This window comes from Embleya sp. L77 (assembly GCF_055557415.1).
This window is the reverse complement of the sequence record NZ_CM145709.1, coordinates 1,832,800-1,858,244: the sequence shown is the minus strand read 5'-3', so window position 1 is coordinate 1,858,244 and position 25,445 is coordinate 1,832,800. Positions and strand designations below refer to the sequence as shown.

At 74.6% G+C, this 25,445-nt stretch carries 13 protein-coding genes; 3 read left to right on the top strand and 10 right to left on the bottom strand.

Annotated features, from left to right (window positions below):
* The first annotated feature begins 24 nt into the window (after nt 1-24).
* Nucleotides 25-795 carry an SDR family NAD(P)-dependent oxidoreductase gene (locus ACZOOI_RS07480; protein WP_465280007.1) on the top strand — a complete coding sequence of 257 codons (771 nt, stop codon included), beginning with the start codon at nt 25-27 and terminating at the stop codon, nt 793-795.
* A 561-nt stretch (nt 796-1,356) separates the two neighbouring features.
* Here ACZOOI_RS07480 and ACZOOI_RS07475 read toward each other — a convergent pair.
* The 3 genes from ACZOOI_RS07475 to ACZOOI_RS07465 form a co-directional block, all read right to left on the bottom strand.
* Nucleotides 1,357-2,352, bottom strand: a complete 996-nt coding sequence (locus tag ACZOOI_RS07475) for a TolB family protein (RefSeq protein ID WP_465280006.1) — start codon at nt 2,350-2,352, stop codon at nt 1,357-1,359.
* Entirely contained in the window at nt 2,349-3,683 is a 1,335-nt protein-coding gene (locus tag ACZOOI_RS07470) for an MFS transporter (RefSeq protein ID WP_465280005.1), read from the bottom strand. The genes ACZOOI_RS07475 and ACZOOI_RS07470 overlap by 4 nt, the downstream gene beginning before the upstream one ends.
* A 120-nt stretch (nt 3,684-3,803) precedes the next feature.
* The gene (locus ACZOOI_RS07465) at nt 3,804-5,222 is read right to left on the bottom strand and encodes an alkaline phosphatase family protein (protein ID WP_465280004.1); all 1,419 of its coding nucleotides are present in this window, start codon (nt 5,220-5,222) and stop codon (nt 3,804-3,806) included.
* A gap of 397 nt (nt 5,223-5,619) precedes the next feature.
* Between ACZOOI_RS07465 and ACZOOI_RS07460 the strand changes: the two genes are divergently transcribed.
* On the top strand, nt 5,620-6,834 hold the full coding sequence (locus tag ACZOOI_RS07460; protein ID WP_465280003.1) for a putative Ig domain-containing protein: 1,215 nt from the start codon (nt 5,620-5,622) through the stop codon (nt 6,832-6,834).
* Nucleotides 6,835-7,180: 346 nt separating this feature from the next.
* Entirely contained in the window at nt 7,181-8,065 is an 885-nt protein-coding gene (locus ACZOOI_RS07455) for a LysR family transcriptional regulator (protein ID WP_465280002.1), read from the top strand.
* A gap of 46 nt (nt 8,066-8,111) precedes the next feature.
* Here the strand turns inward: ACZOOI_RS07455 and ACZOOI_RS07450 are convergent, their stop codons facing one another.
* Genes ACZOOI_RS07450 through ACZOOI_RS07420 form a run of 7 tightly spaced genes read right to left on the bottom strand, consistent with a single transcriptional unit; the run spans nt 8,112 to nt 25,403 of the window.
* The gene (locus ACZOOI_RS07450; protein WP_465280001.1) at nt 8,112-9,029 is read right to left on the bottom strand and encodes a hypothetical protein; all 918 of its coding nucleotides are present in this window, start codon (nt 9,027-9,029) and stop codon (nt 8,112-8,114) included.
* On the bottom strand, nt 9,026-10,900 hold the full coding sequence (locus ACZOOI_RS07445) for a methyltransferase domain-containing protein (RefSeq protein ID WP_465280000.1): 1,875 nt from the start codon (nt 10,898-10,900) through the stop codon (nt 9,026-9,028). Before ACZOOI_RS07445 ends, ACZOOI_RS07450 begins: the two co-directional genes overlap by 4 nt.
* A complete protein-coding gene (locus ACZOOI_RS07440) occupies nt 10,894-12,057 on the bottom strand; it encodes a glycosyltransferase (protein WP_465279999.1) in 1,164 nt (387 codons plus the stop codon). Before ACZOOI_RS07440 ends, ACZOOI_RS07445 begins: the two co-directional genes overlap by 7 nt.
* Nucleotides 12,054-12,899 (bottom strand): alpha/beta fold hydrolase, encoded by an 846-nt coding sequence (locus tag ACZOOI_RS07435; RefSeq protein ID WP_465279998.1) that lies wholly within the window; start codon nt 12,897-12,899, stop codon nt 12,054-12,056. The genes ACZOOI_RS07440 and ACZOOI_RS07435 overlap by 4 nt, the downstream gene beginning before the upstream one ends.
* Entirely contained in the window at nt 12,896-13,207 is a 312-nt protein-coding gene (locus ACZOOI_RS07430; protein WP_391581509.1) for an acyl carrier protein, read from the bottom strand. The genes ACZOOI_RS07435 and ACZOOI_RS07430 overlap by 4 nt, the downstream gene beginning before the upstream one ends.
* Nucleotides 13,204-18,111, bottom strand: a complete 4,908-nt coding sequence (locus ACZOOI_RS07425) for a type I polyketide synthase (RefSeq protein ID WP_465279997.1) — start codon at nt 18,109-18,111, stop codon at nt 13,204-13,206. Before ACZOOI_RS07425 ends, ACZOOI_RS07430 begins: the two co-directional genes overlap by 4 nt.
* A complete protein-coding gene (locus ACZOOI_RS07420) occupies nt 18,108-25,403 on the bottom strand; it encodes an SDR family NAD(P)-dependent oxidoreductase (RefSeq protein WP_465279996.1) in 7,296 nt (2,431 codons plus the stop codon). The genes ACZOOI_RS07425 and ACZOOI_RS07420 overlap by 4 nt, the downstream gene beginning before the upstream one ends.
* Between the last annotated feature and the right edge of the window lie 42 nt (nt 25,404-25,445).

The following is a 25,445-nucleotide window of genomic DNA, read 5'->3' as shown; positions in this document are numbered from 1 at the left end:
GCCGCATGACGAGAGGAACCCGTGATGACTCAGGGCGACAACACGATTCCCCCTGCCCCGTCCCGAGGCTGCGCGGTGGTCACCGGCGCCAGCAGCGGGATCGGCGCGGCGACCGCCGTGCATCTGGCGAGTCTGGGCTTCGACGTCGTGCTCGGTGCGCGTCGCAAGGACCGGCTGGACGAGGTGGTCGCGCGTTGTGCCGGGCGGGGCCGGGCGCTTCCGCTGGACGTGGCCGATCCGGACTCGGTCGCCGCGTTCGCCGCCGCGGTGGAGCGGTGCGACGTCCTGGTCAACAACGCGGGCTTCGCGCGCGGTACCGAATCGGTCGCCGAGGCCGACGAGGCGGCGTGGACCGCGATGTACGAGACCAATGTGCTCGGGACGCTGCGGGTGACCAAGGCGTTCCTGCCGCTGCTGATCGCGTCCGGTGACGGCCAGGTGATCACCATCGGCTCGGTGGCCGGGCGTGAGCCGTACGAGGGCGGGGCGGGGTACAACGCGGCCAAGCATGCGGTGACGGCGATGACCCGGGTGTTGCGACTGGAACTGCGCGGGCAGCCGGTGCGGGTGTGCCAGATCGACCCGGGCATGGTCGAGACCGAGTTCACCCTCAACCGGCTCGGCGGCGATGCGGAGAGCGCGTCGGCGGTGTACGCGGGGATGACGCCGCTGGTCGGTCAGGACATCGCGGAGTGCGTGGGGTGGGTGGCGACGCGGCCCCCGCACGTGAACATCGACTCGATGATGGTGCTGGCGCGGGACCAGACGTCGGCGCGCGTGGTGCATCGGCGCTGATCGCGCGGGGGCCGGCGCACGGGATTTGGCCGGCGCCGGGTTGTCCTCAAGCGCCGGACGGGCTGGGGGGCTTGCTCGGTTCGGGTGGGTTGGCTTGCGTTGGGCCCCGGCCGCGCAGCGGACGCGCAACCCGCCCCGTAGGGGCCGAGCAACCCGGCTCGGAGAGACCGGCCGACGCCGAACCCGTAGGGGACGCGCAACCGGCCCCGGAGGGGACGAGCAACCCGGTCGGCCCTGCCGGGGTGCATGCCCACTCCGCGGTCACGGTCGAGCCGTCCGCTACGCGTCCGGGATGCACGTCCGCTACGCGTCCGGGATGCACGTCCGCTTCGCGTCCGGGATGCACGTCCGCTACGCGCCCGCCACCCCACACCACACGACCAACCGCCCGCGGCACCCGGCCCAACCTCGACCCGGCCGCGCAGCGGACGCGCGACCCGCGCCGTAGTCCTCAAGCGCCGGACGGGCTGGGGGCTTGCTCGGTTCGGGTGGGTTGGCTTGCGTTGGGGTGTCCTCAAGGGGGTGTTGGGTTCGGGGGGATGGCTTGTGGCGGGTTGGCGGTTAGTTGCGTAGTACGGCGGGGGAGAGGGCGTGGGGGATGAGTAGGGTCGGGGGAGTCGTTCCGTCGATGCGGGTGGACCAGATGTCGGCGCGGAGGTCGCCGGGCAGGCTGTAGACGACGCGTTCGTCGTCGAGCCATTCCGCCTGGTCGTCCAGGGTCCGGGTCTCGGCGAGTGCGCTCTCCGTGCCGGTGGCCAGGACCAGGACGAACAGGTGCCAGGGCCGGTCGGCGTCCGCGCCGGGGACCCGCTTCTTGTACACGACGCGCGTGCCGTCGGGGGACAACGACGGGCACTCCGCGTTCTCGCGCACCGTGCGCAGCGAGCGGGCGGCCACGTCGCCCCGGGCCAGCCAGGTGTGTCCCCCGGTGGCCACCGTCGCGTAGAAGGTGTTGTCGTCGGCGGCGAAGGTCACGCCCCAGACGTTGACGTCGGGAGCGTGGATCGACTCGTCGCCGCGGTGCAGCGCGTACGACTCCAGGTTGTCGTCGAGCCGGCCGTTCCGGGTGTCCAGGATCGCGGTCCGGGTGGCGAAGTTCAGGCCCGCGTACGACTCGCCGTTCACGAACGACGTCCACGCGACCAGTCGGCCGCTCGGCGAGACCCGGGCGCGTGAGGGGGTGCCGGCCAGCGCATGCCGGCCCTTCTCCCGCAGGTTCGCGTCCAGGACCACCGCGTCGTAGGTGCCGAGCGCGAGCGCGGCCGGTTGCAGACACACCCCGGTGCCGTGCGCGGCGTGGAAGACCAGGCAACTGCGCGCGGCCACCGCGCGCTCGCCGGGCCGCGCCGCGTCGACCGCCGCGACGTGGTCCCGGCCGGTGTCGGCGGCGGTGCTGCGGAACAGGATCCGGCCGGGGCGATCCAGGCTCAGCGTCGCGTAGTCGCCGTCCCGGCCGGCGTCCGCGTCACCCGCGGCGCGCAGTGTGTACACCACCGCGAGCCCGACGAGCAGCGCGGTGACGACGGTGAGCACGGTCAGGCGTGTGGTGCGGGTCATCGGGCTGCCCCTCTCGGGCCGGTCGGGCGGTCGTCGCCCGGGGTGAGGTTGCCGCCGGCCGGCAGCGCGGCGGCGGCGGCGAGCAGGGCCAGGGCCAGTGCGGCGGCGGCCAGGACGCCGGCGGTGTGCGGGCCGTACAGCGTCCAGGCCGTGCCGAATCCGGCCGCGCCCAGGGCCCGCCCGCCGGCCTGCCCGGTCTGCACCAGGGCCAGCGCCCCGCCGCGCAGTTCCGCGGGTGCGGCCGGGGCCGCGAGCGCCATCAGGACGCCGTCGGTGCCCGCGTAGAACAGGCCGAGCAGCGTCGGGATCGCGACGATCAGCACCCGGTCGGGCAGCGGCGCGAGCAGTACGAGGTAGCCGCCGAGCAGGGCGACATGGCCGATCAGGAAGACCCGGCCGCGCCCGTACCGGTCCCCGGCGACGCCCGCCGGGACCGCGAGCAGCAGGAAGACCAGCGCGGTGCCCAGCGGCAACAGCGGGAACAGGTGCGGCGACAGGTCGGTGTGCCGTTGCAGCAGCAGGTAGAGCATCGCGTCGCCGACGGTCGCCGCGCCGAGCAGCAGCGCGGCCAGACACACCCGGGCGAAGCCCGGCACCCGCAGCACCGCCGCCGCGTCGCGCAGCCGGACCGAGGCGCGGACCGCCGGCGGACCCGCGCCGGCGGCCGCGGCCTCGGAGGTCGGGTCGCGGACGAACAACAGCAGCACCAGCAGCCCGAACGCGGCGAAGCAGAAGCTCAGCACGAACACCGCGTCGTAGGCGTCCGCGGTCACCCACAACACCGCGAGCGCCACCGGCGGCCCGAACAACGCGCCCGCCGTGTCCATCGCCCGATGCACGCCGAACGCCCGACCCTGCTCGGCCGGCGACGCGGCCATCGAGATCAACGCATCGCGCGGCGCGGTACGCAGCCCCTTGCCCGCACGATCGGCCGCGAGCACCCCGCCGATCGCCGAGACCCCGCCGGCCGCGGGCAGCAGCAGCTTGCACCCGGCGGAGATCGCGTAGCCGACCGCGGCGACCGTCCGGTGCCGGCGGAACCGGTCCGCGACATGGCCGCCGAGCAGCCGGGACACGGCGGTGGCGCCGTTGTACAGCCCGTCCAGCATGCCGAACGCCATGGGGGAGAGGCCGAGTCCGAGCACGAGGTAGACCGGGAGCACCGCGGTGACCATCTCGGCCGAGACGTCGGTTACCAGCGAGACCACGCCGAGGACGAGCACGACGGGCGCGACCCGCCGGCTGCCGGTCCGGGTCGACGGCGGTGCCTGCGCACGCGGGGCGCGCGCACCGGACGCGAGGTCGGCGGAACGGCTGGACGACAGGTACATCCTGGGCCTCCGGCTGGGGTTCGGCGCGGGAAGGGCGGAAGTCGGGGGTGCCGAGGGCCGGTTCGGGCCCTCGGCAGCCCCCGACGGCCGAGTGATCGCACTCGACGGTGCGGCGAGCGATCAGAACCAGCTCACGGTCCAGCGGAACGAGGTGCCGGCTTTCGCGCCCGTGGAGTCGGTCGCGGTCACCTCCACGGCGAACGTGCCCACCCCCCACGCCCGACCGGTGATCACACACGTGAGCGGATTCAGGAACAACCCCGCCGGAAGACCGCGCCCCGCACACGAATACGGCCCGGTCCCACCCGAGACCTCCAGCACCAGATTCACCCGCTGATCGAACTTCGAGGCCTGCGCCCCCGGATTTGCCACCGACACCCCACCCGAAGGCGTCGAGGAGACCGTCCACCCGAACGACACCGGAGCCGACACCGCACCCACGGCATCCCTCGCCGTCACCGACACCTGCGAACTCCCCGGAGCGGACGGCGAACCCGTCACCACACACCCGCCACCGGACGCCGCCAACCCGGCAGGCAACCCCTGGAACACACACGTGTACGGAGGCGTCCCACCCGACACCTGCACCGCCAACGACACCGGCACACCCACCACACCCACCTGCGCACCCGGACTCGCCACCGACACCGGCGACGGACCACCGTCCTGCCAGATCTCGGTGATCGGTGTCGCGGTCGCGGCCTGGCCGGAGCGCCGGGTGCCGTACATGTCCTCGAAGGTGCGCAGCAGGCTGTAGTGGTCCTTGCGGCCCGGATACTGTCCGGGCTTGACGTGCGCGCCGTACAGGATGGTCGCGATCCGGTTCTCGCTGCGGAAGTTGTCCTCGTCCCAGGTGACCACGAGCAGGCTGTTGTGCGTCTTGGCCCACTCCGCGTAGCCGCTCAGCTTGTTCCTGGTCCAGGTGTCCCCGGTGGAGATCCCGCAGGCCGGGTTGAACAGGCGGTCGTGCATGTCGTTGCACTGGTTGGGCACCACGTAGGAGACGGTCGGCAACGTGGTGTAGTCGGTCGGGAACGCGGTGGCCGGATACGTGGTGGTGGCGGGCACGTTCGAGAACGACAACCACGGGTTGTGCTTGCGGGCATACGAACCACTCGTGCACACACCCGGGTTCGCCGCCGACCAGTCCTCGTTGTAGCTGCCCCAGGTGACACCCGCGTCGATCAGCTGCCGACCGAGGTTGTCCGCACTGTACGGTGCTCCGGGCGGCGGGCACTCGTCGCCGGTGACACCCTGTGTGGAGCCGGAGAACATCGCCATGTAGTTGGGTTGGCTGGGGTGTGTCTCGCCGTGGAAGTCGGTCAGGGAGGCCCCGCCGGCGGCCAGCTGGTTGAGGTACGGCGCTTGCGAATTGCCGATGATCTCCTCGTAGTTGGTGTTCTCGTGCACGACGACCACCACGTGGTCGTAGCGCGGGATCGCCGCCGCGGCGGTGGCCGCGGGCGCTCGGTCGGGGGCGCCGGCCGAGGCGGGGGCGGTGAGGCCGGCGATCGCGCCGAGCGCGAATCCGACGGACAATGCGACGAGTTTGGCCGATCGGGGCTTGGCCCGGGCCGTCGACCGGGGTCGTGACCCGGATCCGGAGTCGGACATGACCTGGCGCCTCCTTGGACGTGGACGAAGCGGAATCGCAGCGTGGATTCGCCGACCTGCGGAAGCAACGACGCCCGCCCGTACCGGAATCGACGTCGGCCCGGGCGGCGGGGCCGGCCATCGGGTCCACTCCGGGGCCTGAACTGGCCGCGCGGGGCGCTGAACCGGCCGGGTGGCGCGAGAGCGCCCGGTCGCATTCAGAACCTGCGCTCATGCACCCATGCCCAAGCGGTGCGGTGTCGGCGCACACATGTCGGTCCGTCATGGATGCATGCCGGACCGGTATTGGACGTGGATGAGATCGGCCTCATCTCCTGGAAACATGAACAGATCACGCCCCCGTATCCATCCGAGGATTCGTCCCCCGATCGGCGCCCGCGGACGGCCCGGTCGCCGACGCACCACCGGTGGCGCGGTCGTCACCCGCTCTGTCCGTACCGCCGCCGTTGCCGCCCTCGCCACGGCACTGGCCACGGTCACCGGCATCGGCCCCGCGCACGCCGTCGACCCGCCGCGCGTGCAGTGCGAGATCGCCGACGCGCGGATCGGCGAATCCAGCGGCCTGGCGCCCAGTTCCCGGCATGCGGGCATCGCCTACACGCTCAACGACAGCGGGAACACCCCCGACGTGTTCGCGATCGACACGAGCACGTGCCGCACCGTCGCGGTGCTGCGCGTGTCGGGAGCGAGCAACACCGACTGGGAGGCGATCGCGGTCGGCAAGGACGACGCGGGCAACCCGGCGATCTTCGCGGCCGACATCGGCAACAACTTCGGCAGCCGTACGCAGGTCACGCTGTATCGGATCGGCGAGCCCGCGACGCTCGCCGATGCCACCGTGCCGGCGACGAGCTTCCCGCTCCGGTTCGCCGACGGTGCGCACGACGCCGAGACCGCGATGATCGACCCGCGCGACAACCGGCTGTACGTGGCGAGCAAACTCTTCGGCGCGCCCGGATCGCTCTATTCGGCCCCGCTGCAGCTGCGCACCGACCAGGTCAACGAGTTGACCAGGGTCGGATCGGCACCGGACACCTCGACCGACGGCGCGTTCGCGCCGGACGGGCGCTCGTTCGCGATCCGCAACTACGCCGACATCACCGTCTATTCGGCGCCGGGCCGACAACTCGCCACGTTCGCCTCGCCGAGCACGACCCAGGGCGAGTCGCTGATGTACGCCCCCGACGGCAAGTCGCTGTACGTCGGCTCGGAAGGCGCGAACAGCCCGCTCTGGGTGCTCCCGCTGCCCCCCGAGGCGATCCCCGGTGGTCCGTCGTCGGTGTCGGTGGCAAATCCGGGGGCGCAGGCCTCGAAGTTCGATCAGCGGGTGAATCTGGTGCTGGGGGTCTCGGGTGGGACCGGGCCGTATTCGTGTGCGGGGCGGGGTCTTCCGGCGGGGTTGTTCCTGAATCCGCTCACGTGTGTGATCACCGGTCGGGCGTGGGGGGTGGGCACGTTCGCCGTGGAGGTGACCGCGACCGACTCCACGGGCGCGAAAGCCGGCACCTCGTTCCGCTGGACCGTGAGCTGGTTCTGACCCACAGTCGAAACGAACGGATTCGAGCGAACCGATCCAAGCGAACCGGTCGCCCCCACCGGTCGCAGCCGACAGTCGCAGCAAGCCGATCGAAGCCGGTCGAAGCCGGTCGAAAAGTGCACCACCACCGGGCGGGTCGGCGCGGTGCTCGGAGCAGTCGCCTCGAGCGCGGCGCCGGCCTGCGCGGCCGATCCGCGTCACCTTTCCACTCGTCCCCGGCACACGGCACACCCTGGAGGAACACCATGGTCGACAGCCAACGTGCGGTACGTCGAGCGCGAACCCGGACCCGAGCGCACGAACGGGTCGTCGCCGGCCCGGTCGCGGGCGGAGGTATCGATACCCCGTGACCCTCCAACAGTTGCGCTACCTCATCGCCGTCGCCGAACACGGCAGCATGACCGGTGCCGCACAGGAACTCTTCGTGGTCCAGCCGGCCCTGTCCCGATCGTTGCAGAGCCTCGAACGCGAGCTGAACGTGGTCCTGTTCACCCGGGTCGGCCGCGGCCTGGTGCCGACGGCGGCCGGGGTGCAGGTGGTCCACCTCGCGCGCAAGGTGCTTCGAGGCGTGCAGGCGATCAAGGACGTCGTACAGGTGGAGGACCCGACGCACAGCGACACCGTGCACCTGGCCGCGACCGCGACGCTTGCCATCGAGTGCACCAGCGGCCTGCTGCCCGGTCTGGCCAAGCTGCACCCCGAGTTGCACATCGTGGTGGACCGACAGGACAGCCGCGAGGCGCTGTTCGCCTCGCTGCGCGCCGGCGAGACGGACATCGCGCTGGTGGACCTGCCCGCACCCGGCGGCTTCGAGGTGCTGCCGCTGCGCTCGTACGAGGTGGTGCTGGTCTCGCCGAAGCACACCCGGCTGTCGGATCCGGTCTCCTGGACGGACCTGGAGGGGCTGCCGATGATCCTGCCTCCCCGCAGCAGCGCGCGGCGGGCCGACTTCGAGATGTTGTTCGCCACGGCCGGCGTGCGGCCGACGGTCGCGATGGAGACCGACGACCGCGGAGCCTGGATCCCGTGCGTGGTGGCCGGACACGGATCGGTGTTGTGGTACGCCGACCTGGCCCAGCCGTTCGCGTCGAGTGTGGCCGTGCGGTCGATGAGCCCACGGCTGATCAGGACGGTCGGCCTGGTGCGCGGGCGCGGTCCGATCAGCCGCGAGGTGCGCGCACTGCTCGACTACACCCGGCGCCAGGGTGTCCAGGAGATGGAGTACGTATGAGGATCGGCACCGGCGTCGCCCGCGGTTGGGATCCGCCGGGTCCGTCCTACGCCACCCGCGTACAGGCGGACCCGACCGAGGCGCTGAGCACGCGCGGCGCCGGCTCGCCGGCGCGGGTGTAGGTGTTCACCAACGCCCGGCGCACGTCGGCCAGCGCGGCACCCGGCACCACCGCGATCGTGGACCCGCCCGCACCCAGCGGCCGGGCCTCGATCGCGCCCGCGGCCAGCGCATTGCGCGCCGGCGGGGACGGCAGCGCGGGTGGGTCGGCGGCCGGGCGTTCGGCCGGCTCGGCGGATTCGACGTCCTTCCCGTCGGCCCATCGGGGCACCGCCAGCACGAACCGCAGGCCGAGCCGATCCGGGTCGAACGGCACGTGGGTCGGCTCGCCGGCGGCGTCCTCGATCAGCAGCACGTGGCCGGGCCGGCCGAACAGCGCGACCGTGCCCAGCGGCGGGTCGGCGAACCGGGCCCGGCGACCGGTGCCCGCCGCCCGGTCGTGGAAGGCCGCCTCGATCAGCGCGGCCGTGCAGGACAGCGGGACCGATGCGGACAGTCCGGTGCTGTCCGGCAGGTCGGCGTGCACCAGCAGGTCCAGCCCACCCGCGCCGGTGGTGCCCGCGAGCACCGGGCGGATCCAGTCCGGGACCGGCCCGATGTCGCCCGCCGGGTCGAACTCGGCGCCCTCGTCCGGCCGGTCGATCGAGCCCACCCGAAGCAAGCCGTCGTTGCGCGGCGCGGCGGCGACCACCACTCGCCAGGACAGCGCCACGGCGGTGCCCGGCCCGGCCGGCGAGCCGGACAGGCGCAGTACGTACGGCGCGGACCAGACCCCGGCCGGTGCGCGGCCGAAAGCCTGGGCGAAGGCGAACGGCACCAGGCGCAGCACGGGCGCCGCGCTGCGTAGGCCGGGCAACGCCGCCGCCGGTGAGGTGGGCGGTGGGCCACTGTGCGGATGGGTCATCCCGGGTCCTTTCGGGCGAGGAGGCGGTAGGCGTTGCTGCCGCCGCGCTCGCCGGCGACGCGCGCGAGCAGCAGGCCGACCGCATCGAGCAGTACGGCCGCCACGAAGCACGGAACGGACAGGGCGACCAGCGCGATGCGGCGGGCCCGGCGCAGCGGGGTCGGGCCGCCGACGATCCACGGCATGGCCGGATTCGGTGCGAGCACGGTGAGCGCCTGGGACACCGCCCCGGTGAAGTCGTTGCCCTGGTGCGCCCGGCCGTGCTCGCGCGCGACGACGGTGAACCCGCGGGCGTTGAGCGCGGCCTCCAGGTTGCGCCAGGGCATCAGGTGCTGGTGCTGGGGCTGGAACAGCGGGAGCCACAGGCCGCGCAGCAGCCGGCCGTACCAGCAGTGCGGGTCGGGCAGTTCGATCAGCAGCCGGCCGCCCGGCACCAGGACCTTCGCGGCGGCGTCCAGTTCGGCGAAGGGATCGCGGGTGTGCTCCAGGTAGTGGTGCATGCCGACCATGTCGTAGCCGCCCGCCAGATCGTCGGCCGACTCCGGGAACTGGCCGCGATATGCGGTCCGGATCCAGCCGCGCCGCTCGGCCTCCGCGACGCCGTCGCCGAGGTCGAGGCCGTCGAAGACGGTGTCCGGCAGCACGGTTCGACCGACCAGGCACATGTGCGCGTGCCCGGTCCCCACGTCCAGCCAGGCGCGCGGGGCGGTGTCCGCCGGCAGGTTTCGACGCACCAGTTCGGCGCGCGCCCGGTAGGTGCGCGACATGGTGGCGAACAGCGCCTCGGCGCCCGGGCCGCCGAGCCCGTCGTAGAAGTCGCGGTAGTAGTACTCCAGTCCGGCCAGGGACAGCCGAGGGTTCTGGAAGACGTGCGCGCAGTCCCGGCAGCGCTCCAGGGTGAACCGGCCGGGTTTGCCCTGGAGGTGGTCGCCGATCCGGCTGCGCACCGTGAGCCGGGTCGAGCCGCACCACGGGCAGGTCTCCCGGCGCTCCTCGAAGAACGCGTCCAGGCCGTCGGCGACGCTGCGGGCGTACTCCGGGCGCAGGGCCGCCGGATCCACCGCCGGCGCGGCGGCCCGGGTCGGGCGGGGCCCGGACACCGCGCGCACCCAGCGCCCGACGGCCAGGACCGGCCGCAGCGCACAGGCCCGACCCAGGTCGCGCGGGCGCACCGGCGAGCGGCCGGCGACCACCGCGTACGGCTGGATCCACATGGCCAGGAAGGCCAGTGCGCCCCAGAACGGGGTGGCCACACACGTACCGGTGTAGGCGGCGGCCTCACCCAGATTTCCGACCAGGGTGGGCCACACCGGAACACCGGCCGCCCGCAGCCGACGCTTGCGCAGGGACGGGTCCGGTCGGGTCGCGGTCAGCTCGGGTGCGACCGCGTGGCCGGTGCCCAGGGCCGCGAACGGGCGGAGTCGGGCGATGAGTTCGATCAGCTCGGGGGCCTCGGGGTCGACCAGGTCGACGGCCGGGACGGCGGCGCGGCGCAGCACGTCCTCGTGCACGAGCAGGGCGTGGCCCGCGCCCCGGCCGCGGGCGAGCGGGTCGCGGCGGATCCGATCCGGGTCCAACCGGCCGAGCAGGGTGAGCAGTTCATCGGCGGGCAGGTCGCCGGGGACCAGGTCGAGCAGCAGCAACCCGTGCCGCTCCGCATGGGCGACGGCGGCGCGGAGGGTGGCCCGGTTCGGACGGACCCCGGTCGCGGTGACGCAGGTCCAGGCGCCGATCGGCCGGTCGTCGGTGGGGGCGGCGGGCAGCGAGGGCAGCGCGCGCAGCCGGCGGCGCAGCGTACGGGTGCCGCCCAGCAGGCCGAGAGCGATCAGCAGGGCGAGCCACGGGAACGGTCCGACGACGGGGTTCAGCACAACTTCTCCAAACGGTCGGCGGCGGCGCGGGCGCCGCCGGCCGCGGCGAACGAGGCGCGCACTCGGCAGGCGCCCGCGCGCAGTTCGGGACGATCCAGCGCATCGGTGACGGCCGCGCGCAGTTCCGGCACGTGCGCGCGGCCGAAGCGCACCCGGACGCCGGCGCCCGCGGCCACCACCTGACGGGCCACGATCGGCTGATCGTCGCGGATCGGCGCGAGCACCAGCGGCAGGCCGAACGCGAGCGCCTCGCACACGGTGTTGTGGCCGCCGTGCGTGACCACCGCGTCCAGGTGCGGGAGCAGGGCCAGTTGCGGGACGTACTCGCGGACCAGGACGTGCTCGGCGGGTTCGCCGACCAGCCGTTCGGGCGCGGCCAGGATCAGCTGGAGGCGGTCGGCAAGCGGTCGGGTGGCGGCCACCACAGCCGGATAGAACCGGTCGCCGGCCTCACGGTTGAGGGTGCCGAGCGAGACCAGGACCCGGCGTCGTTGCGGGTCGAGCCGGTCCCACGGGAAGTCCACCGCCACCGGCCTGGGGCCGAACGCGGGTCCCACATAGCAGTGGTGCGCCGGGACCGGCTCGGTCAGGCCGACCAGCTCCGGGGTGGAGAAGACCAGCACGAGCCGGGCGGAGAAGCGCGGATCACAGTCGGCGGGTACGCCGGCCGCGACCGCGGCCTCGGCGATCCGGGCCCGCACCCAGTCGGCGACCTTCGGGAAGCCCACCAGCGGCCGGGTGAACTCGGCCGAGGTGGTTGCCGAGGTGGCCCACGGCACGCCGGCCCGGACCGCGGCGAACGCCCCGGCGAAGGTCTGCTGGTCGGCGATGACCACGTCCGGCCGGTAGCCGGCCACGGCCGCGGTCACGCCGGGCAACATCGCGTGCGCGAGCGGTACCAGCGTCTCCTCGACCAGGAAGCGCAGCGCGGCCACCCCGCGCAGCCGTTGCCAGTTCGCGTGCAGTGCGGCGTAACCGCCGGCCCGGTCCGGCGAGTTGCCGGTGGTGAACAGCCGGGCGCCGAGCGGGAGCAGCTCCAGGATGTCGGGCGGTCCGCACCACACCGCCTCGTGTCCGCGCTCGACGAGCGCGGCGGCGACCGCGACCGTGGGATTGACGTGTCCGGTGAACGGCGGGACCACGAACATGAACCTCATCGGCCGGCCCCGGCCCGGCCGTGGGCCGAATCGTGCCGCGGCAACCAGTCGAGCAGTGCGCCCAGCACGGGCGCGGTGGCCTCGCGCAGCACGGTGTGCGCGACGCCGGGCAGCACGGTGAGTGTGCAGTCGGGCAGCAGCTCGGCCAACCGCCGCGCCGGGGGCGTGAGTTCGGACAGCTCGCCGTACAGCGCCAGGACCGGGCAGGCCAGGTCGGCCAGTTCGTCCGGGGTCGGTGCGCGCAACAGGGTGACGTCCTCGATCAGCGTGGTGCCGTTCAGGAGCGCGTCGGCGCCGGCCCGCAGCCGAGCCGCCTTGCGGGCCGGCCCGGTGGGCAGCCGATCCGGGCCGGGATGTGACTCCAGGCCCAGCGCGGCCAGGTTGAGCGTGTTGGCCAACTCCTCGACCCAGCCGCCCGCGTACGGTTCGCTGCCGGCCGGGAGGTCCAGGCACTGTCCCTCGATCAGCACCAGGCTCGCGACCAGGTCGGGGCGGGTCCGGGCGGCGTGCAGTGCGATCAGGCCGCCGAAGCTGTTGCCGACCAGGTGCACCGGGGTCGTCACGTCGCACGCCTTCAAAAGGGCGGCCAGGTCGGCGACCGCGGTGTCCGGGTCGTATCCGGTCCGAGGTCGCTCGGTGCGGCCGTGTCCGCGCTGGTCGTAGAGCACGACCTCGGAGCCCGCGCGGGCGATCGGCGCGGCCAGCGTGTAATAGAAGCTGGAGAGGTTGTCCAGGACCAGGCCGTGCAGGAAGACCACCGGCGTGCGCAGTGCGGGCCGGTCGGCGGGCGCCCCCAGCCGCTGGACGTGAAAGCGCAGCCCGTTCGCATGCACCTCGCTCATCGGCCACCGCCGACGGCCTCGGAGCGCGTGCACGTCGCGATGTGCTCCACGAGCCGGCCGACGGTCATCGCCATGATCTCCTCGATCTCCAGGTCGGCGAGGAAGGCGATGAAGTCGACCCGGTCGCCGTAGCGCTCCTGGAGCCGTCCGGCCAGGGCGACGAACTCGATGCTCTCCAAGGCCAGATCGTCGTCGAAGCCGCTGTCCGGGGTGATCTCGGCGGCGATCAGCAGTTCCTCGCCGACGATCTCGGCGAGCATCCCGGCGACCTCGGCCAGGATCCGGTCGGCGTGCGGGTCCGCGCTCATCGGGTGCTCCCATGTGAGGTAGTGGGGAAACCGTTGCGGTGTTCGTCGGGCCGCGTGCTCGTCCACGCGACCACGTAGTGGTCGATCCGCGAGCCGTCGGGGTCCGCCACGTCCCGGGTACGGACGAGGTGTCCGGCGCGGTCGGGCGGGCCCGTGCCCACGGACAACTCGGCGTCGTGCGGGCCGGTGAGCCGGGCCGAGGCGACCACCGGATCCGCCCGCCGGTCGGCCGGGTCCGTGCCCCGCGCCCGGCCGACCGCCTCCTTGGCACACCGAAAGCGCAGCACCCACAGGTGTCGCGAGGTGGGTTCGGCGCCCGCGAGCGTGTCCAGCAGTCGGCGCTCCTCGGCGGTCAGCGCGTCGTGTTCCAGGGCCGAGAGGTCGGCGGCGGGGTCGAGGAGGGCGATGTCGATGCCGATCGGCACGGCGCCCGCGGCGGCGACGCCCAACCGATGGCTGTGCGCGAGGCACACGTGCGGCGGCGCCGGGGCGTTGCTGCCGGGTTCCACGACCACGTGCGCGAGCGGGCGGCCGGTCTCGTCGGAGCCGATCCGCACCTGTGCGGGATACAGCGGGCCGTGCCCGCGCGCCCACAGGTACTGCCGGACCGCGTCCTTGACCGCGACCCGCCCGAGCAGCCGACCCCGGCGCTCCCGGGGCGCCGCGGCCTCGAACTCGGCCCGCTCGGCGGTATCCAGGTAGCGCCGCGTCACCAGATCCTGTGCCGCCGGGTCGGGCCAGCGGGTACGCACCAGACACCAACCCTCGGGCTGCGGCTCGGCGATCCCGGTGGTGTGCGGGGTGAACTTCATCGGCCACACCCGTTCGTCGGCGGCGAACCGGCGGTAGACCCAGTCGTGCACCCGGATCCGCACCGCGCCGGTTTCCAGGTCCACCAGCTCGACGTCGCCGCGCACGGTGGTCGCCCGGACCTCCCGGATCCGCGCGGTGGCCAGCAGCCGCGCGCCCGGCTCGACCGGCGGCCCGTACCCGTCGATCGCCGCCACCGACATCGGGAACACCAGGCGATCCGTGGTCAGGCGCAACTGCATCCAGTGGCCCAGCAGTTGCCCGGCCGCGTCGAGCAGCGCACCGGGTGCGGGCAGTGCGCGCACGATGCCGCGGATGCCGTCGTCGGCGACGGTCAGCACCTGGTCGATCCCGGCGAATCCCGGTCCGTGGAACATCCAGCGATCCCGGTAGAGGTCCTGCGCGCTCACCGGCGCGGGCCCCTCGCCGGTCAGCGGCGTGCGATCGGCCGCCGGTGCGGGGCGGGCGGCATGCTCGTCCGCGAGCAGCACCTCGGTGGACATGTAGTGGCCGAAGCCGACCCGGATCCGGTCCGCGGCCAGGGGCGTGCGGACCACCTCGGTGTCCGTCGGCGGGGCCACCGGCAGCCAGCGCAGCGCGCGTACGTCCCGATACCCGGCGACCACCCGGCCCGGTCCGGCCGCCGCGCACGCCTCCCGGCCGGCCAGCCGGATCAGCGTGGTCATCGGCAGTACCGGGAACCGGTCCGCCGGGTCCGGCCACCAGTCGGGCTGCTCGTAGACGCAGTGGTCGCGGACGTACGGGTGCCCGGCCAGGGAGAACCGGTACGCCCGGCGCTGCTCGGCGTCGACCGACGGCGGGGCGGCCGGCGACGGGACACGGCTCAGCTCGGCGACCTCGGTCACCGAACGATCGGCTTCGGCCAGCGCCGCGTGGAAGGCGGCGAGCACCGGATGGTCGGCGGTCGAGCGCGGAGCGCCCGTGAGCCGCAACGGGCCTGCGGCCGGCCCCAAGGTGACCAACGGCGACCCGAGATCGAGCCGGATGATCGGACCGGCGGGCGGGGACGCCGGGGCGGGCACGGGGCCGGGGCCGAGGTCGGGTGCGCCGGCCGGGGCGGGCGTGGAGGGCGGGGTGGGTGCGAGGTCGGGTGAGTGGTCCAAAGCGAGGGTGGGCGCGAGGCCGGGTGTGGACGCGGATGCCGGGGCGGGCGCGCCACCGAAGGCGGGTGCGGGGGCCGGGGCCGGTGCGTGGTCGGGGGTGGGTGGGTGCGCCGGGGTGGGCGCGCGGCCGAGTACGGGCGTGGGTGCGGGCGCGTGGTCGAGGTCGGGGTCGGGTGTGCGTGCCGGTTCGGCCCGATCGATTGCCGCGCCCTCCACCCACAGCGCCGCCGTGGCGCGCCGGAAGCCCGCCAGGCCCGGGCGCAGGGTCGAGTGCGCCGCGACGGCCAGCACATCGCGTCCGCGCAGCGTGTCGTGCACGAAGCCGACCAGGCTGCCCGCGCCCGGCTGGACGAACACCCGCACGCCGCCCGCGTACAGCTCCTCGATCAACTCCCGGAACCGGACCGGCTCCAGGAGGTGACGTACGGTCAGTTCACGCACCGCGGCCGCGTCCGCCGGGTAGGGCGCGATCCCGGTCGCCGACCACACCGACACCCGCGGGGCCCGCAGCGGGAGTTGCTCGAACGCGTCGGCCACCTGTCCGAGGTAGGGCGCCCACATCGGGGTGTGGAACCCGGACCGGAACGGCAGTTCGCCGGCCACGATGCCCTCCCGGCGCAACCTGCCCAGCACCTCGGCGACCGCGTCACCGGGACCGCACAGCACGCTCTGATTCGGGCAGTTGTCGTGCGAGACGACCACCGGACCGGTGGTACCCGTGAATCGCCCGGCGACCGCCGCTCCGCAGCCCACCGCCGCATACACCAGGTCCGGAACGGCCAGCGAGTCCGGCCGCAACGAGGCGAGGAAGCCGTCCACGGCGGTGCGCGGGTACATCCCGGCCACCACCATCGCGGTCCACTCGCCCATGCTGTGCCCGGCCAGCAGATCCGGGACCAGGCCCGCCCGTTCCAACTCGGCCGCCAGGAAACGGCCCGCGGTCAACGCGTCCACGGCCCGGCCGACCAGATCCTCGGCGCCGGCCAACTCGGGCCGGGGCCGACCGTACGCGTCGGCCAGGTCGTCCAGGCGCGGCGACACCTCCGGCTCCAGACCGGGAAACAGGAACGCGACCCGGCCCGGATTCGGTGCGTCCGGGCCGAGCAACGGGCGCGGGGTGAACCAGATCTCGGCCCGGCCGCGCCACGGCACGCCGCGGTCGACCGCCCGGGCGGCCAGCGCGAGCCGCTTCGGGGTCGGATTCGCGACCGCAAGCCGACACGGCCCGGCCGGTCCGGCGGGCCGGGTCGGCGCCGGTCGCCCCGCGGCGATCTCGGCCAGCAGCCGGGCCAGTTCGGCCACCGAATCGGCGGCCAGGGTCAACACGTCGGGTGCGGTCACCGGGTTGCCCGGGACGGGCGGCACATCCGGGGCCACGACCCGGCCGGCCTGAGCGGGCGGCGCGGCCGGCGCGACCGGCCCCGCCCCGGTGGGCGGCGCGTCCGGCACCACCGGCCCGCGCCCGGTGCCCCGGGTCTCCCGCGGGACCGCCGATCCGCCTGCGGTGGGCAGGGCGACCGGCCGTCCCGTCGGTGGTTGTTCGAGGACCGCGTGCGCGTTGACGCCGCCGAAGCCGAAGGCGTCGACCGCCGCGAGTCGGCTGCCCGCCGGGTTGGCCGGCCACGCCTCGGCGTGGGTCTGCGGGCGCATCCGGGTGCCGGCGAAGGCCGGATGCGGGTCCCGGACGTGCAGGGTCGGTGGGAGCGTACGGTGATGCAGCGCGAGCGCGGCCTTGATCAGGCCCGCCATCCCGGACGCCTGCATCGCGTGGCCGATGTTGGACTTGACCGTGCCCAGGGCGACGTCGGCCGGGCCGTTGCCCGAGCGCGGCCCGAAGACCTTGCCCAGCGTGGCCAGTTCCGCCTCGTCGCCGACCGGGGTGCCGGTGCCGTGGGCTTCGAGCAGGCCGAGCAGACCGGGTTCGGTCGGATCCAGCCCGGCCGCCCGCCAGGCCTGCTCCAGGGCCCGGACCTGCCCCTCGACCAGCGGGCTCAGCAGACTCGCCGCCCGGCCGTCGCTGGAGACGCCGACGCCGCGGACCACCGCGTACACCCGGTCACCGTCGCGTTCGGCGTCCGCGAACCGTTTGAGCAGCACCGCGCCGGTGCCCTCGGAGATCAGCGTGCCGTCCGCCGCCCGGTCGAACGGCCGGATCCGCTCGCTTGCACTGAGTGCGCGCAGCTGGGTGAACACGCTCCACAACGTCGCGATGTGGCAGTGATGCACGGCGCCCGCGAGCACCGCGTCGCAGCGCCCGGAGCGCAACTCGGCGGCGGCCTGGTCCAGCGCGAGCAGTGAGGTCGCACAGGCCGCGTCCAGCGTGTAGGCGGGCCCGCCCAGGTCGAGCCGGTTGGCGATCCGGGACGCGGTGAAGCTGGGCACCAGGCCGATCGACGCCTCGGGCTGCTCGGGACCGAGCGAGGCACAGAACGCCGCTCGGATCGCGGTCAACCGGTCCCGCCCCAGCTCGGGGGCCAACTCGCCCAGCAGGCTGGTCAGTTGGTGCGCCGTGCGGACTCGCTGATCGAGCCGGGCGGTGGCCACGCCCATGTAACCGCCGCGGCCGAAGACCACGCCGATCCGGGACCGGTCCGGCAATCGGGCCTCGCCGCCCGCGTCGGCGATCGCCTCGGCGCCGGCCCGCAGCGCGAACAGCTGGTCCGGCTCGGCACCGGCGACCACCGCGGGCATGATGCCGAAGTGCACCGGATCGAACGTGGCCAGGTCGTCCACGAAGCCGCCGCGCCGGCAGTAGAACCGGTCGCTGCGGGCGGGCTCGCCGGCCGTGCCCGGTGCGTAGTAGAGCGCCGGATCCCAGCGATTGCGCGGCACGTCGGTGATCGCGTCGCCGCCGGACTCGATCAGCCGCCAGAAGCCGGCCGGGTCGGCCGCCCCCGGGAAGATCGCGCCGATCCCGACGATCGCCGCGTCGTCGGGACGTGGGCCGCGCACGCCGATCCCGGCGCTCATCCGGACACCGGCCCGTGCGCCGGGAGGCATACGTACACGGCCTGTGGGCCCCGGCCCGAGGCCAGTTCGGTGAGCAGCGCCTGCACGCCGTGCTCGGGGTCGATCAACGGGACGCCGCGCCGGGCGTACTCGCGGGCCAACTCCGGCGTCACCATGCCGCCGCCGGTCGCCGCCCACGGACCCCAGTCGATGGTCACCACACGTTCCGCGACCGGCGCGAGCGTGTCCTCGGATTCGGCGGACCAGTGCCGGGCGAGGGTGGCCAGCGCGTCGTTGGCGGCGGCATAGTCGGTCTGGCCCCGATTTCCGTACACCCCCGCGACGCTGCCGAACATGGCCAGGAACGCCGGTGGCGCCAACGTGGGCCGCAGCGTGCGCAGTGCCGTGACCAGGGCCCGCGCCCCGGCCACCTTCGTGGCGAACACCTGCCGGCAGGACTCCGCGGTCTTGTCCACGAGCAGCCGATCGGCCAGCACGCCGGCGCCGTGCACGATTCCGTCGAGCCGACCGTGCCGCTCGGCGATCCCGGTCAGGACCCGGCGCACCGCGTCGGCGTCGGTGACGTCGGCCACGTGCAGCCGTACCGAGGCCGCGTGTTCGCCCAGCTCGGTGAGCGTCGCGCGGACATGGCGACGGTTCAGCACCCGGGTCAGCTCGGCCTCGATCCGGGCCGGCTCGCGCACCCCGGTCGCGATCAACGCGGCCCGCAGCGCGGGCGCGTCCGCCGCGTCGGCGAGCGCGGCGGGCTCCGGGGCGCCGTCGTCGCCGGTGCGACCGAGCACCTCGACATGACACCCGGTGGTTCGGGCCAGGCCGACGGCCGTCCGAGCGGTGATACCGCGTGCGCCACCGGTCAGCAGTACCACCGAGTCCGGCCCGAGCCGCTCGCGCAGCAGCTCGTCCCGGTCGGCGGGCGACAGGTCGGGCAGCGGTGCCGGCCGAGTGCGCAGGGTCAGCCGACGGTCGCCGGACAGGCCGAGCAGCACGGGGTCGCCGGGCTCGGGCCGGCCCGGCGTGCGGCCCAGTTCGGCCAGGAGTCGGCGGGCGATCCGGGCCGGTTCCTCCTTGGGGTCCAGATCCAGCACCCGCAGCACCCGGTCCGGATACTCCAGCGCGGCGGACCGGGCAAACCCGGCCAGGCCCGCGCCCGGCACCGGATCGGAGCCGGCGGCGGCCCGTGCCCGACCGAAGTGGCCGCCGCCGGCCGTGCCGAGGAACACCTGCCGTACGCCGCCCACCAGCGCGGCCCGCAGCAGCGCGAAGGCATCCGGGAGGATCGGGTCCGGGCCGTCGGCGAGCGCGGCCAGGTGCACCAGCGTGTCGACCTCCGACCACGCCGGGTCCGGCCGATCGTCGTCGGCCGGTTCGGCCCGATCCCGGGCACGCGACTCGACCACGACGCCGTGCGCCGCGAGCAGGTCGGCCAGCGCCCAGGCGATCCCGCCGCCGTCCTCGACCAGGACCACCCGGCGACCGCGCAGCGCGTCGCCGGTGGGCGGCCCCGCCTCGCTCGCGGTCGGCGGGTCCTCGATCGGCACACACTCGACCAGGTGTCGGGTGGGCCGGTCGGCGCCGGGCGGAGCGGGCTCCTCCCGGGCCGCCCCGACCGGTTCGGCGGGCTCGATCGGCGGCGCCGGCGACGCCCATTCACCCGACCCCGACCCCGACCCCGACGCCGGTGCCGATGTCGGCATCGACCCCGCGCGCGCATCCGCCCCGGCGTCGACCGCCAGTACGCCTGCCACGATCGCGTCGATCGTCTTGACCTTGGCCAGCTGCTCGATCACCGCCTCGTCGGCCGAGCCCGGCGCACCGCCCGTGCCGGCGCCCGTTCCGGCGACCGCGCCGGGCAGCCGCAGCCGCAGGGCCAGTTCGCCGATGATCTCCGTGCGCTTGATCGAGTCGACGGACAGATCCGCCTCCAGGTCGAGCGCCGGATCGAGCATGTCCCGGGGATAGCCGGTCCGGGTGCCCACGATGTCGAGGACCACGGCCAAGACGTGCTCGCGGGTGAGCGGTCCGCCCGGCTCCTCGGCCGGGGCAACCACCGCGACCGGCTCGGGCTCGGGTAGCGGCAGGGCGGCCGGCACCGGTCCGGCAGCGGCGGGCGGCGCCTCGGGCACCCCACCGGGGACCCCCAGGTAGCCGAGCAGCACCTCGCGCTGGGCGGCGACCGCGGCCCGCGCGCCGGCCAGGTATTCGAGCAGCACCGCGTCCCGCGCGGACCCTGCGGACCCTGCGGACCCTGCGGACACGCCCGGGCCGGCTGCCGGCTCGGCGGGCAGCGGGGCCAGCGGGGTCGCCGGGAGGAGCCCACCGGGCACCGGCCGACCGTCGGCCGTGCGCACCAGGTGGCCGTCCACGGTCCAGGCCGGGCGGGGGCCGGGCTCGACGTCCACCGGCCGCACCCGGCCGGCCAGGCCGCCCGCGACCCGCACCGGCACGCCGGCGACCGCGAGTTCGGCCAGAGCGGTGAGCAGTCGGCGCAGGCCGTCCTCGCCGGGCACGTCGCAGGCCACCGCGGTGTGCGGCCGGTCGCCCAGGATCGTGCGGACCATGCCGGTCAGCGCCCGGCCCGGCCCGGCCTCGACGAAGATCCGCACGCCCGCCGCGTACATCGCTTCGATCTGCTCGGCGAAGCGCACCGGTTCGGCCACTTGGCGGGCGATCAGCGCGCGTACCTCGGCGGGCGTGTCCGGATAGCGCGCGGCGGTGCAGTTGGACCACACCGGGATCTTGGGCGTGCGTACGTCCAGGTCCGCGACGGCGGCCGTGAGGGTGTCGGCCGCCGCCGCGACCACGGGGCTGTGGAACGCGCACGCCACGGGCAGCCGGCGTGCGGACAGCCCGGCCCCCTCCAGCGCGGCGATCGCCGTGGTCAGGTCCGCCTCCGGGCCGGACACGACGGTCTGGGTCGGGGTGTTGCGATTGGCGAGCACGACGCCGTCGACCCCGGCCAACACCTCGGCCACCCGGTCCGCGTCGGCCGGGACCGCCGCCATCGCACCGGGCTCCGCCCCGGCGGCGGCCAGCACGGCCGCCGCGCGCACCTCGCCCAGCCGGCCCAGATCCCGGGTGGACAACACGCCCGCCGACCACAGCGCGGCCACCTCGCCGTAGCTGTGCCCGGCGACCTGGTCCGGCCACACCCCGAACCGGTCGAGCAGCCGGGTCAGCGCGACCGCCGCCACCCCGAGCGCGGGTTGCGCACGCCGGGTGTCGGTGATCCGGGCCGACTGCTCGGCCCGTGCCTCGGCACCGAACGCGGCGGGCGGGAACATGGCCTGTACGCACTCCGGGTCGATGTCCCGCAGCGAGTCGCACAGTTCGGGGAAGCGGGCGAACAGATCCGCGAGCATCCCGGGCCGCTGACTCCCCTGTCCGGGATACAGAAACGCCACCTGGCCGACCGCGTCGGCACCGGCACCGGCACCGGCGTCGGCGCCCGGCTCGGCAACCATCGCGGATCCCGCCCCGGCACCCGAACCGGTGTCCGCTCCGGCGCCCGTCGCGGCACTCGACTCGGCGGCCCATATGGTGCCCGCTACGCCGTTCGCCCCGGCGCCCGCCGCGTCGTTCGCGCCGGTGCCCGCTGCTCCATGGGACCCGGTGCCCGACCCGGTGCCGGTCTCCTCCCGGTGGAAGATCTCGCCGGCGGGATCGACCGCACCCGCGCGGGCCAGCGTCAGCTTGACCCGCAGATCGGCGTGATCGGTCGCGACGAAGGCGACCTGTACCGGGACTTCGACGCCGGCCCCGGCGCCGGTACGGCCACCGGCACCAGCGCCGGCACCGGCACCACCGCCACCGGAATCCCCATCGGCAAGCGCCGCCAGCCCCCGCAGCGGCAGGTCCTCGTCCGTGTCCAGCCGCGTGGCGAGCCGATCCATTGCCGCCCGGGCCGCCGCGCGATCCGCGCCGCGGAAGCAGAACAGTTCGGCCGGCCACGCGGCGTCCGCTCCTCCCGGCCCGCCCGTGCCGGACAGCTCCGAACCGGCGAGAACCGCATGGAAGTTGGTCCCGCCGAAGCCGAATGCGCTCACCCCCGCGATGCGTTCGGTGACCGGCGCGGTCCATGGGCGGGCCCGGCCGTCGAACACGAACGGCCCCGAGTCCGGCGGCCGGCGCAGGTGCAGGGTCGGCGGGCGCACCCCGAAGTGCACCGCCAGCGCGGCCTTGGCCAGACCGGCCAGGCCCGCCGCACACTTGGTGTGCCCGATCTGGGACTTCACCGAGCCCACCGCGCAGTCCCCGGGGGTGGCGCCGTGCTCGGTGAACACCTCGGTGAGGGTGTCCAGTTCGGCCCGGTCGCCGACCACGGTTCCGGTGCCGTGTGCCTCGACCAGGCCGACCCGGGCCGGGGAGACGCCCGCCGCCCGATAGGCACGCTCCAGCGCCCGCCGCTGGCCCTCGGGACGCGGCGCGGTCAAGCCGAGCGAGCGGCCGTCGCTGGACCCGCCGACGCCCTTGACCACCGCATACACCCGGTCGCCGTCGCGTTCGGCGTCCGCGAGCCGCTTGAGCAGCACGCATACCGCGCCCTCGCCCAGCGCGATCCCGTCCGCGTCCGCGTCGAACGTCGCACAGCGCCCGGTCGGCGACAGCGCGCGCACCGAGGAGAACATCAGGAAGTCGTTGATCCCGTTGTGGGTGTCCACCCCGCCGCACAACACCAGGTCGCTGGAGCCGGTGTTCAGCTCCTTGCAGGCCAGGTCCAGCGCTGCCAACGAGGCCGCACACGCGGCGTCCACGGTGTAGTTGACGCCGCCCAGGTCGAGCCGGTTGGCGATCCGGCCGGCGATCACGTTGGCCAGTACGCCGGGAAAGGAGTCCTCGGTGGGGGAGGGGAGTCGGCCGTCCAGGTCGGCGGGCAACGCGCCGTAGTATCCCGGGAACAGCGCACGGAAGCCGTAGGCGCCGGCCAGGTCGGCGCCCGCCTCGGCGCCGAAGATCACCGACGTGCGCTCGCGGGCGAAGGCCCGTCCGGGTCCGTAGCCGGCGTCCGCCAGCGCTCCCGACGCGACGTGCAGCGCGAGCAGTTGGGCCGGCTCGATGGCGGCCAGCGAGGCGGGCGGGATCCCGTATCCGGTCGCGTCGAACCCGATCGCGGGCACGAACCCGCCCCACTTGGACGGGGTCCGTCCGGGCGGGACCGCCCCGGGGGCGGCGCCGCGGACCGAGCCGCGCACGGTGTTGCCCGGTTCGGCACCGGCCGCGAAGTAGCGCTCCACGTCCCAGCGTTCGCGCGGCACCTCGGTCACCGCGTCGACGCCGGCCAGGATGTTGCGCCAGTAGCTCGCCAGGTCCGGTGCGCCCGGCAGCACGCAGGCCATGCCCACGATCGCGACGTCCTGCGGTCGAGGCGCGGCCGGCCGGGTGGGCCCGCCCAACTCGCGCACCCGGCGGGCCAGCCACGCGGCCGACCCGGTGGTGACCTCGCGGTGCAGCGTGGCGACGTCGGTCGGCGCGGACCGCAACACCGCGGCCTGCCCCAGCATGAACATGCCGTCCCGGCGCTGGGTGTCCGCGTCCACCGCGACCAACGCGCCCGCCTCGCGCCGCAGTCCCTTGCCGGCGATCCGCAACCGACCCAGATTGAGCTGCTCCAACTCGGCCCAGACCTGCCGGGACGGCACGCCGCGCGCCTCCAGATCGCGCCGGGCGGCCTCGAACGCGGCCACGAAGGGCGTGCCGGCGCAGCGGGTGGCATGCCCGGGCGCGGTCTGCACCAGCGCGGTCGACGCGCACTCGACCGCCGCGGCCTGGAACCCGGGCACGATCGCGCCGCTGTCCACCGCCTCGCGGGTGAACAGGTACGCGGTGCCCATCAGCACGCCGATCGAGGCCCCGCGCTCGACCAGGGGCGCCGCCGCCGCGGCCACCATCGCGGCCGAGCGCGCGTCGTGGATCCCGCCCGCGAACAGCAGATCCAACTCCGCCGCACCGCCGTGTCGTTCGACGAACGAGAGCAGTTCGTGCAACTGCGCCTCCCACAGCGGGAAACTGGCGCGCGGCCCGACGTGGCCACCGCACTCGGTGCCCTCGAAGACGAACCGCCGGGCGCCCTCCCGCAGGAACTGCGTCAACAATCCGGGGGAGGGCACATGCAGATAGGTGCGAATCCCGGCGGCCTCCAACGGCGCGGCGCGATCCGGCCGACCGCCGGCGATCAGTGCATACGGCGGGCGGGCGGCAAGCACCGCGGCAAGCTGCTCCTCGCGCAGCTCCGGCGGGGCGAAGCCGAGCAGGCCCACCCCCCACGGCAGGTCGCCGAGCAGCGCGGCGGTCTCGGTGAGCAGCGCGCCCACCTGCGGGCCGCGGAGCAGGGACAACGCCAGGAAGGGCAGCCCGCCCTCGCGGGCCACCGCCTGCGCGAACGCGGCCCGGTCGCTCACCCGCGTCATCGGCCCCTGCACCGGCCGCGGTCCCACCCCGTGCCGGGCCGCCGAGGCCACGTGATCCACGATCGCCTCGCGCACCGCCCGCAGCACCCGACCGGCCGTGCCGTGGCGATCCGCGAGCCGGGCGGCCGACGCGCCGTCCTGCCCGACCGGCAACAGCTCGCGGTGCAGCCCGCCCGTACCCAGCGCGGCGCCGAGGTCGGCGGCCTGCTCGGCCAGCCGCGCGATCGGCAGGTCCGGACGCCGGTAGACCCGATGGCCGCGGATCACGACCGTCTCGCTGCCGTCCATCACCCGCACGGCCGCCGCGACGTCGGCCGGCAGTGTGCTCTCCGCCACCAGGGCCAGCTGGGTGTCCAGCAGCACGCCGGCGGCACCACCGGCGACCGCCGCGGCGGCGGTGTGCGGCCCGATTCCTCCGGCCGCCCAGACCGGAACCGAGACCCGATCGTCCGCGAGCAACTGCTGGAGCAGGACGAACGTGGTCAACTCGCCGCACCGCCCGCCGCTTTCGGCGCCGCGCGCGATCACCCCCGCAGCCCCGGCCGCCACCGCCGCGTGAGCCGCCTCGGCGCACGTGACCTCGACCAGGACCCGCAGCCCGGGGCCGACGTCCGCGAGCGACCACGGCGCGTCCGGCGCCAGGAGCACGACGTCCACCCCTTCGGGCAACTCGTGCGGGCCCAGCGGACAACCCACCGGCACCCGAACACCGAAGGACGGGACCGCGGACGCCTCGGCCAGCGCGTCGAGCGCCGGATCGCGCTCCCGGCCGAGATCGAGCACCCCGAGCGCGCCGGCCCGGTGCGCGGCGATCACGATGCGGGCGTTCGGACGACCCAGGGGGCTCACTGCGAGGATTTGATCGCGACGCGGGGACTGCGACGTCATGGGGGAGTGCCTCCATCCGGGGAACCGTGCGACGGGCGAACG

Excerpts from the sequence above, each read along its gene's own strand:
- ACZOOI_RS07480 (WP_465280007.1), top strand. The coding sequence starts at position 25 with ATGACTCAGGGCGACAACACGATTCCCCCTGCCCCGTCCCGAGGCTGC.
- ACZOOI_RS07475 (WP_465280006.1), bottom strand. The coding sequence starts at position 2,352 with ATGACCCGCACCACACGCCTGACCGTGCTCACCGTCGTCACCGCGCTG.
- ACZOOI_RS07470 (WP_465280005.1), bottom strand. The coding sequence starts at position 3,683 with ATGTACCTGTCGTCCAGCCGTTCCGCCGACCTCGCGTCCGGTGCGCGC.
- ACZOOI_RS07460 (WP_465280003.1), top strand. The coding sequence starts at position 5,620 with ATGAACAGATCACGCCCCCGTATCCATCCGAGGATTCGTCCCCCGATC.
- ACZOOI_RS07450 (WP_465280001.1), bottom strand. The coding sequence starts at position 9,029 with ATGACCCATCCGCACAGTGGCCCACCGCCCACCTCACCGGCGGCGGCG.
- ACZOOI_RS07440 (WP_465279999.1), bottom strand. The coding sequence starts at position 12,057 with ATGAGGTTCATGTTCGTGGTCCCGCCGTTCACCGGACACGTCAATCCC.
- ACZOOI_RS07435 (WP_465279998.1), bottom strand. The coding sequence starts at position 12,899 with ATGAGCGAGGTGCATGCGAACGGGCTGCGCTTTCACGTCCAGCGGCTG.
- ACZOOI_RS07430 (WP_391581509.1), bottom strand. The coding sequence starts at position 13,207 with ATGAGCGCGGACCCGCACGCCGACCGGATCCTGGCCGAGGTCGCCGGG.
- ACZOOI_RS07425 (WP_465279997.1), bottom strand. The coding sequence starts at position 18,111 with ATGAGCGCCGGGATCGGCGTGCGCGGCCCACGTCCCGACGACGCGGCG.
- ACZOOI_RS07420 (WP_465279996.1), bottom strand. The coding sequence starts at position 25,403 with ATGACGTCGCAGTCCCCGCGTCGCGATCAAATCCTCGCAGTGAGCCCC.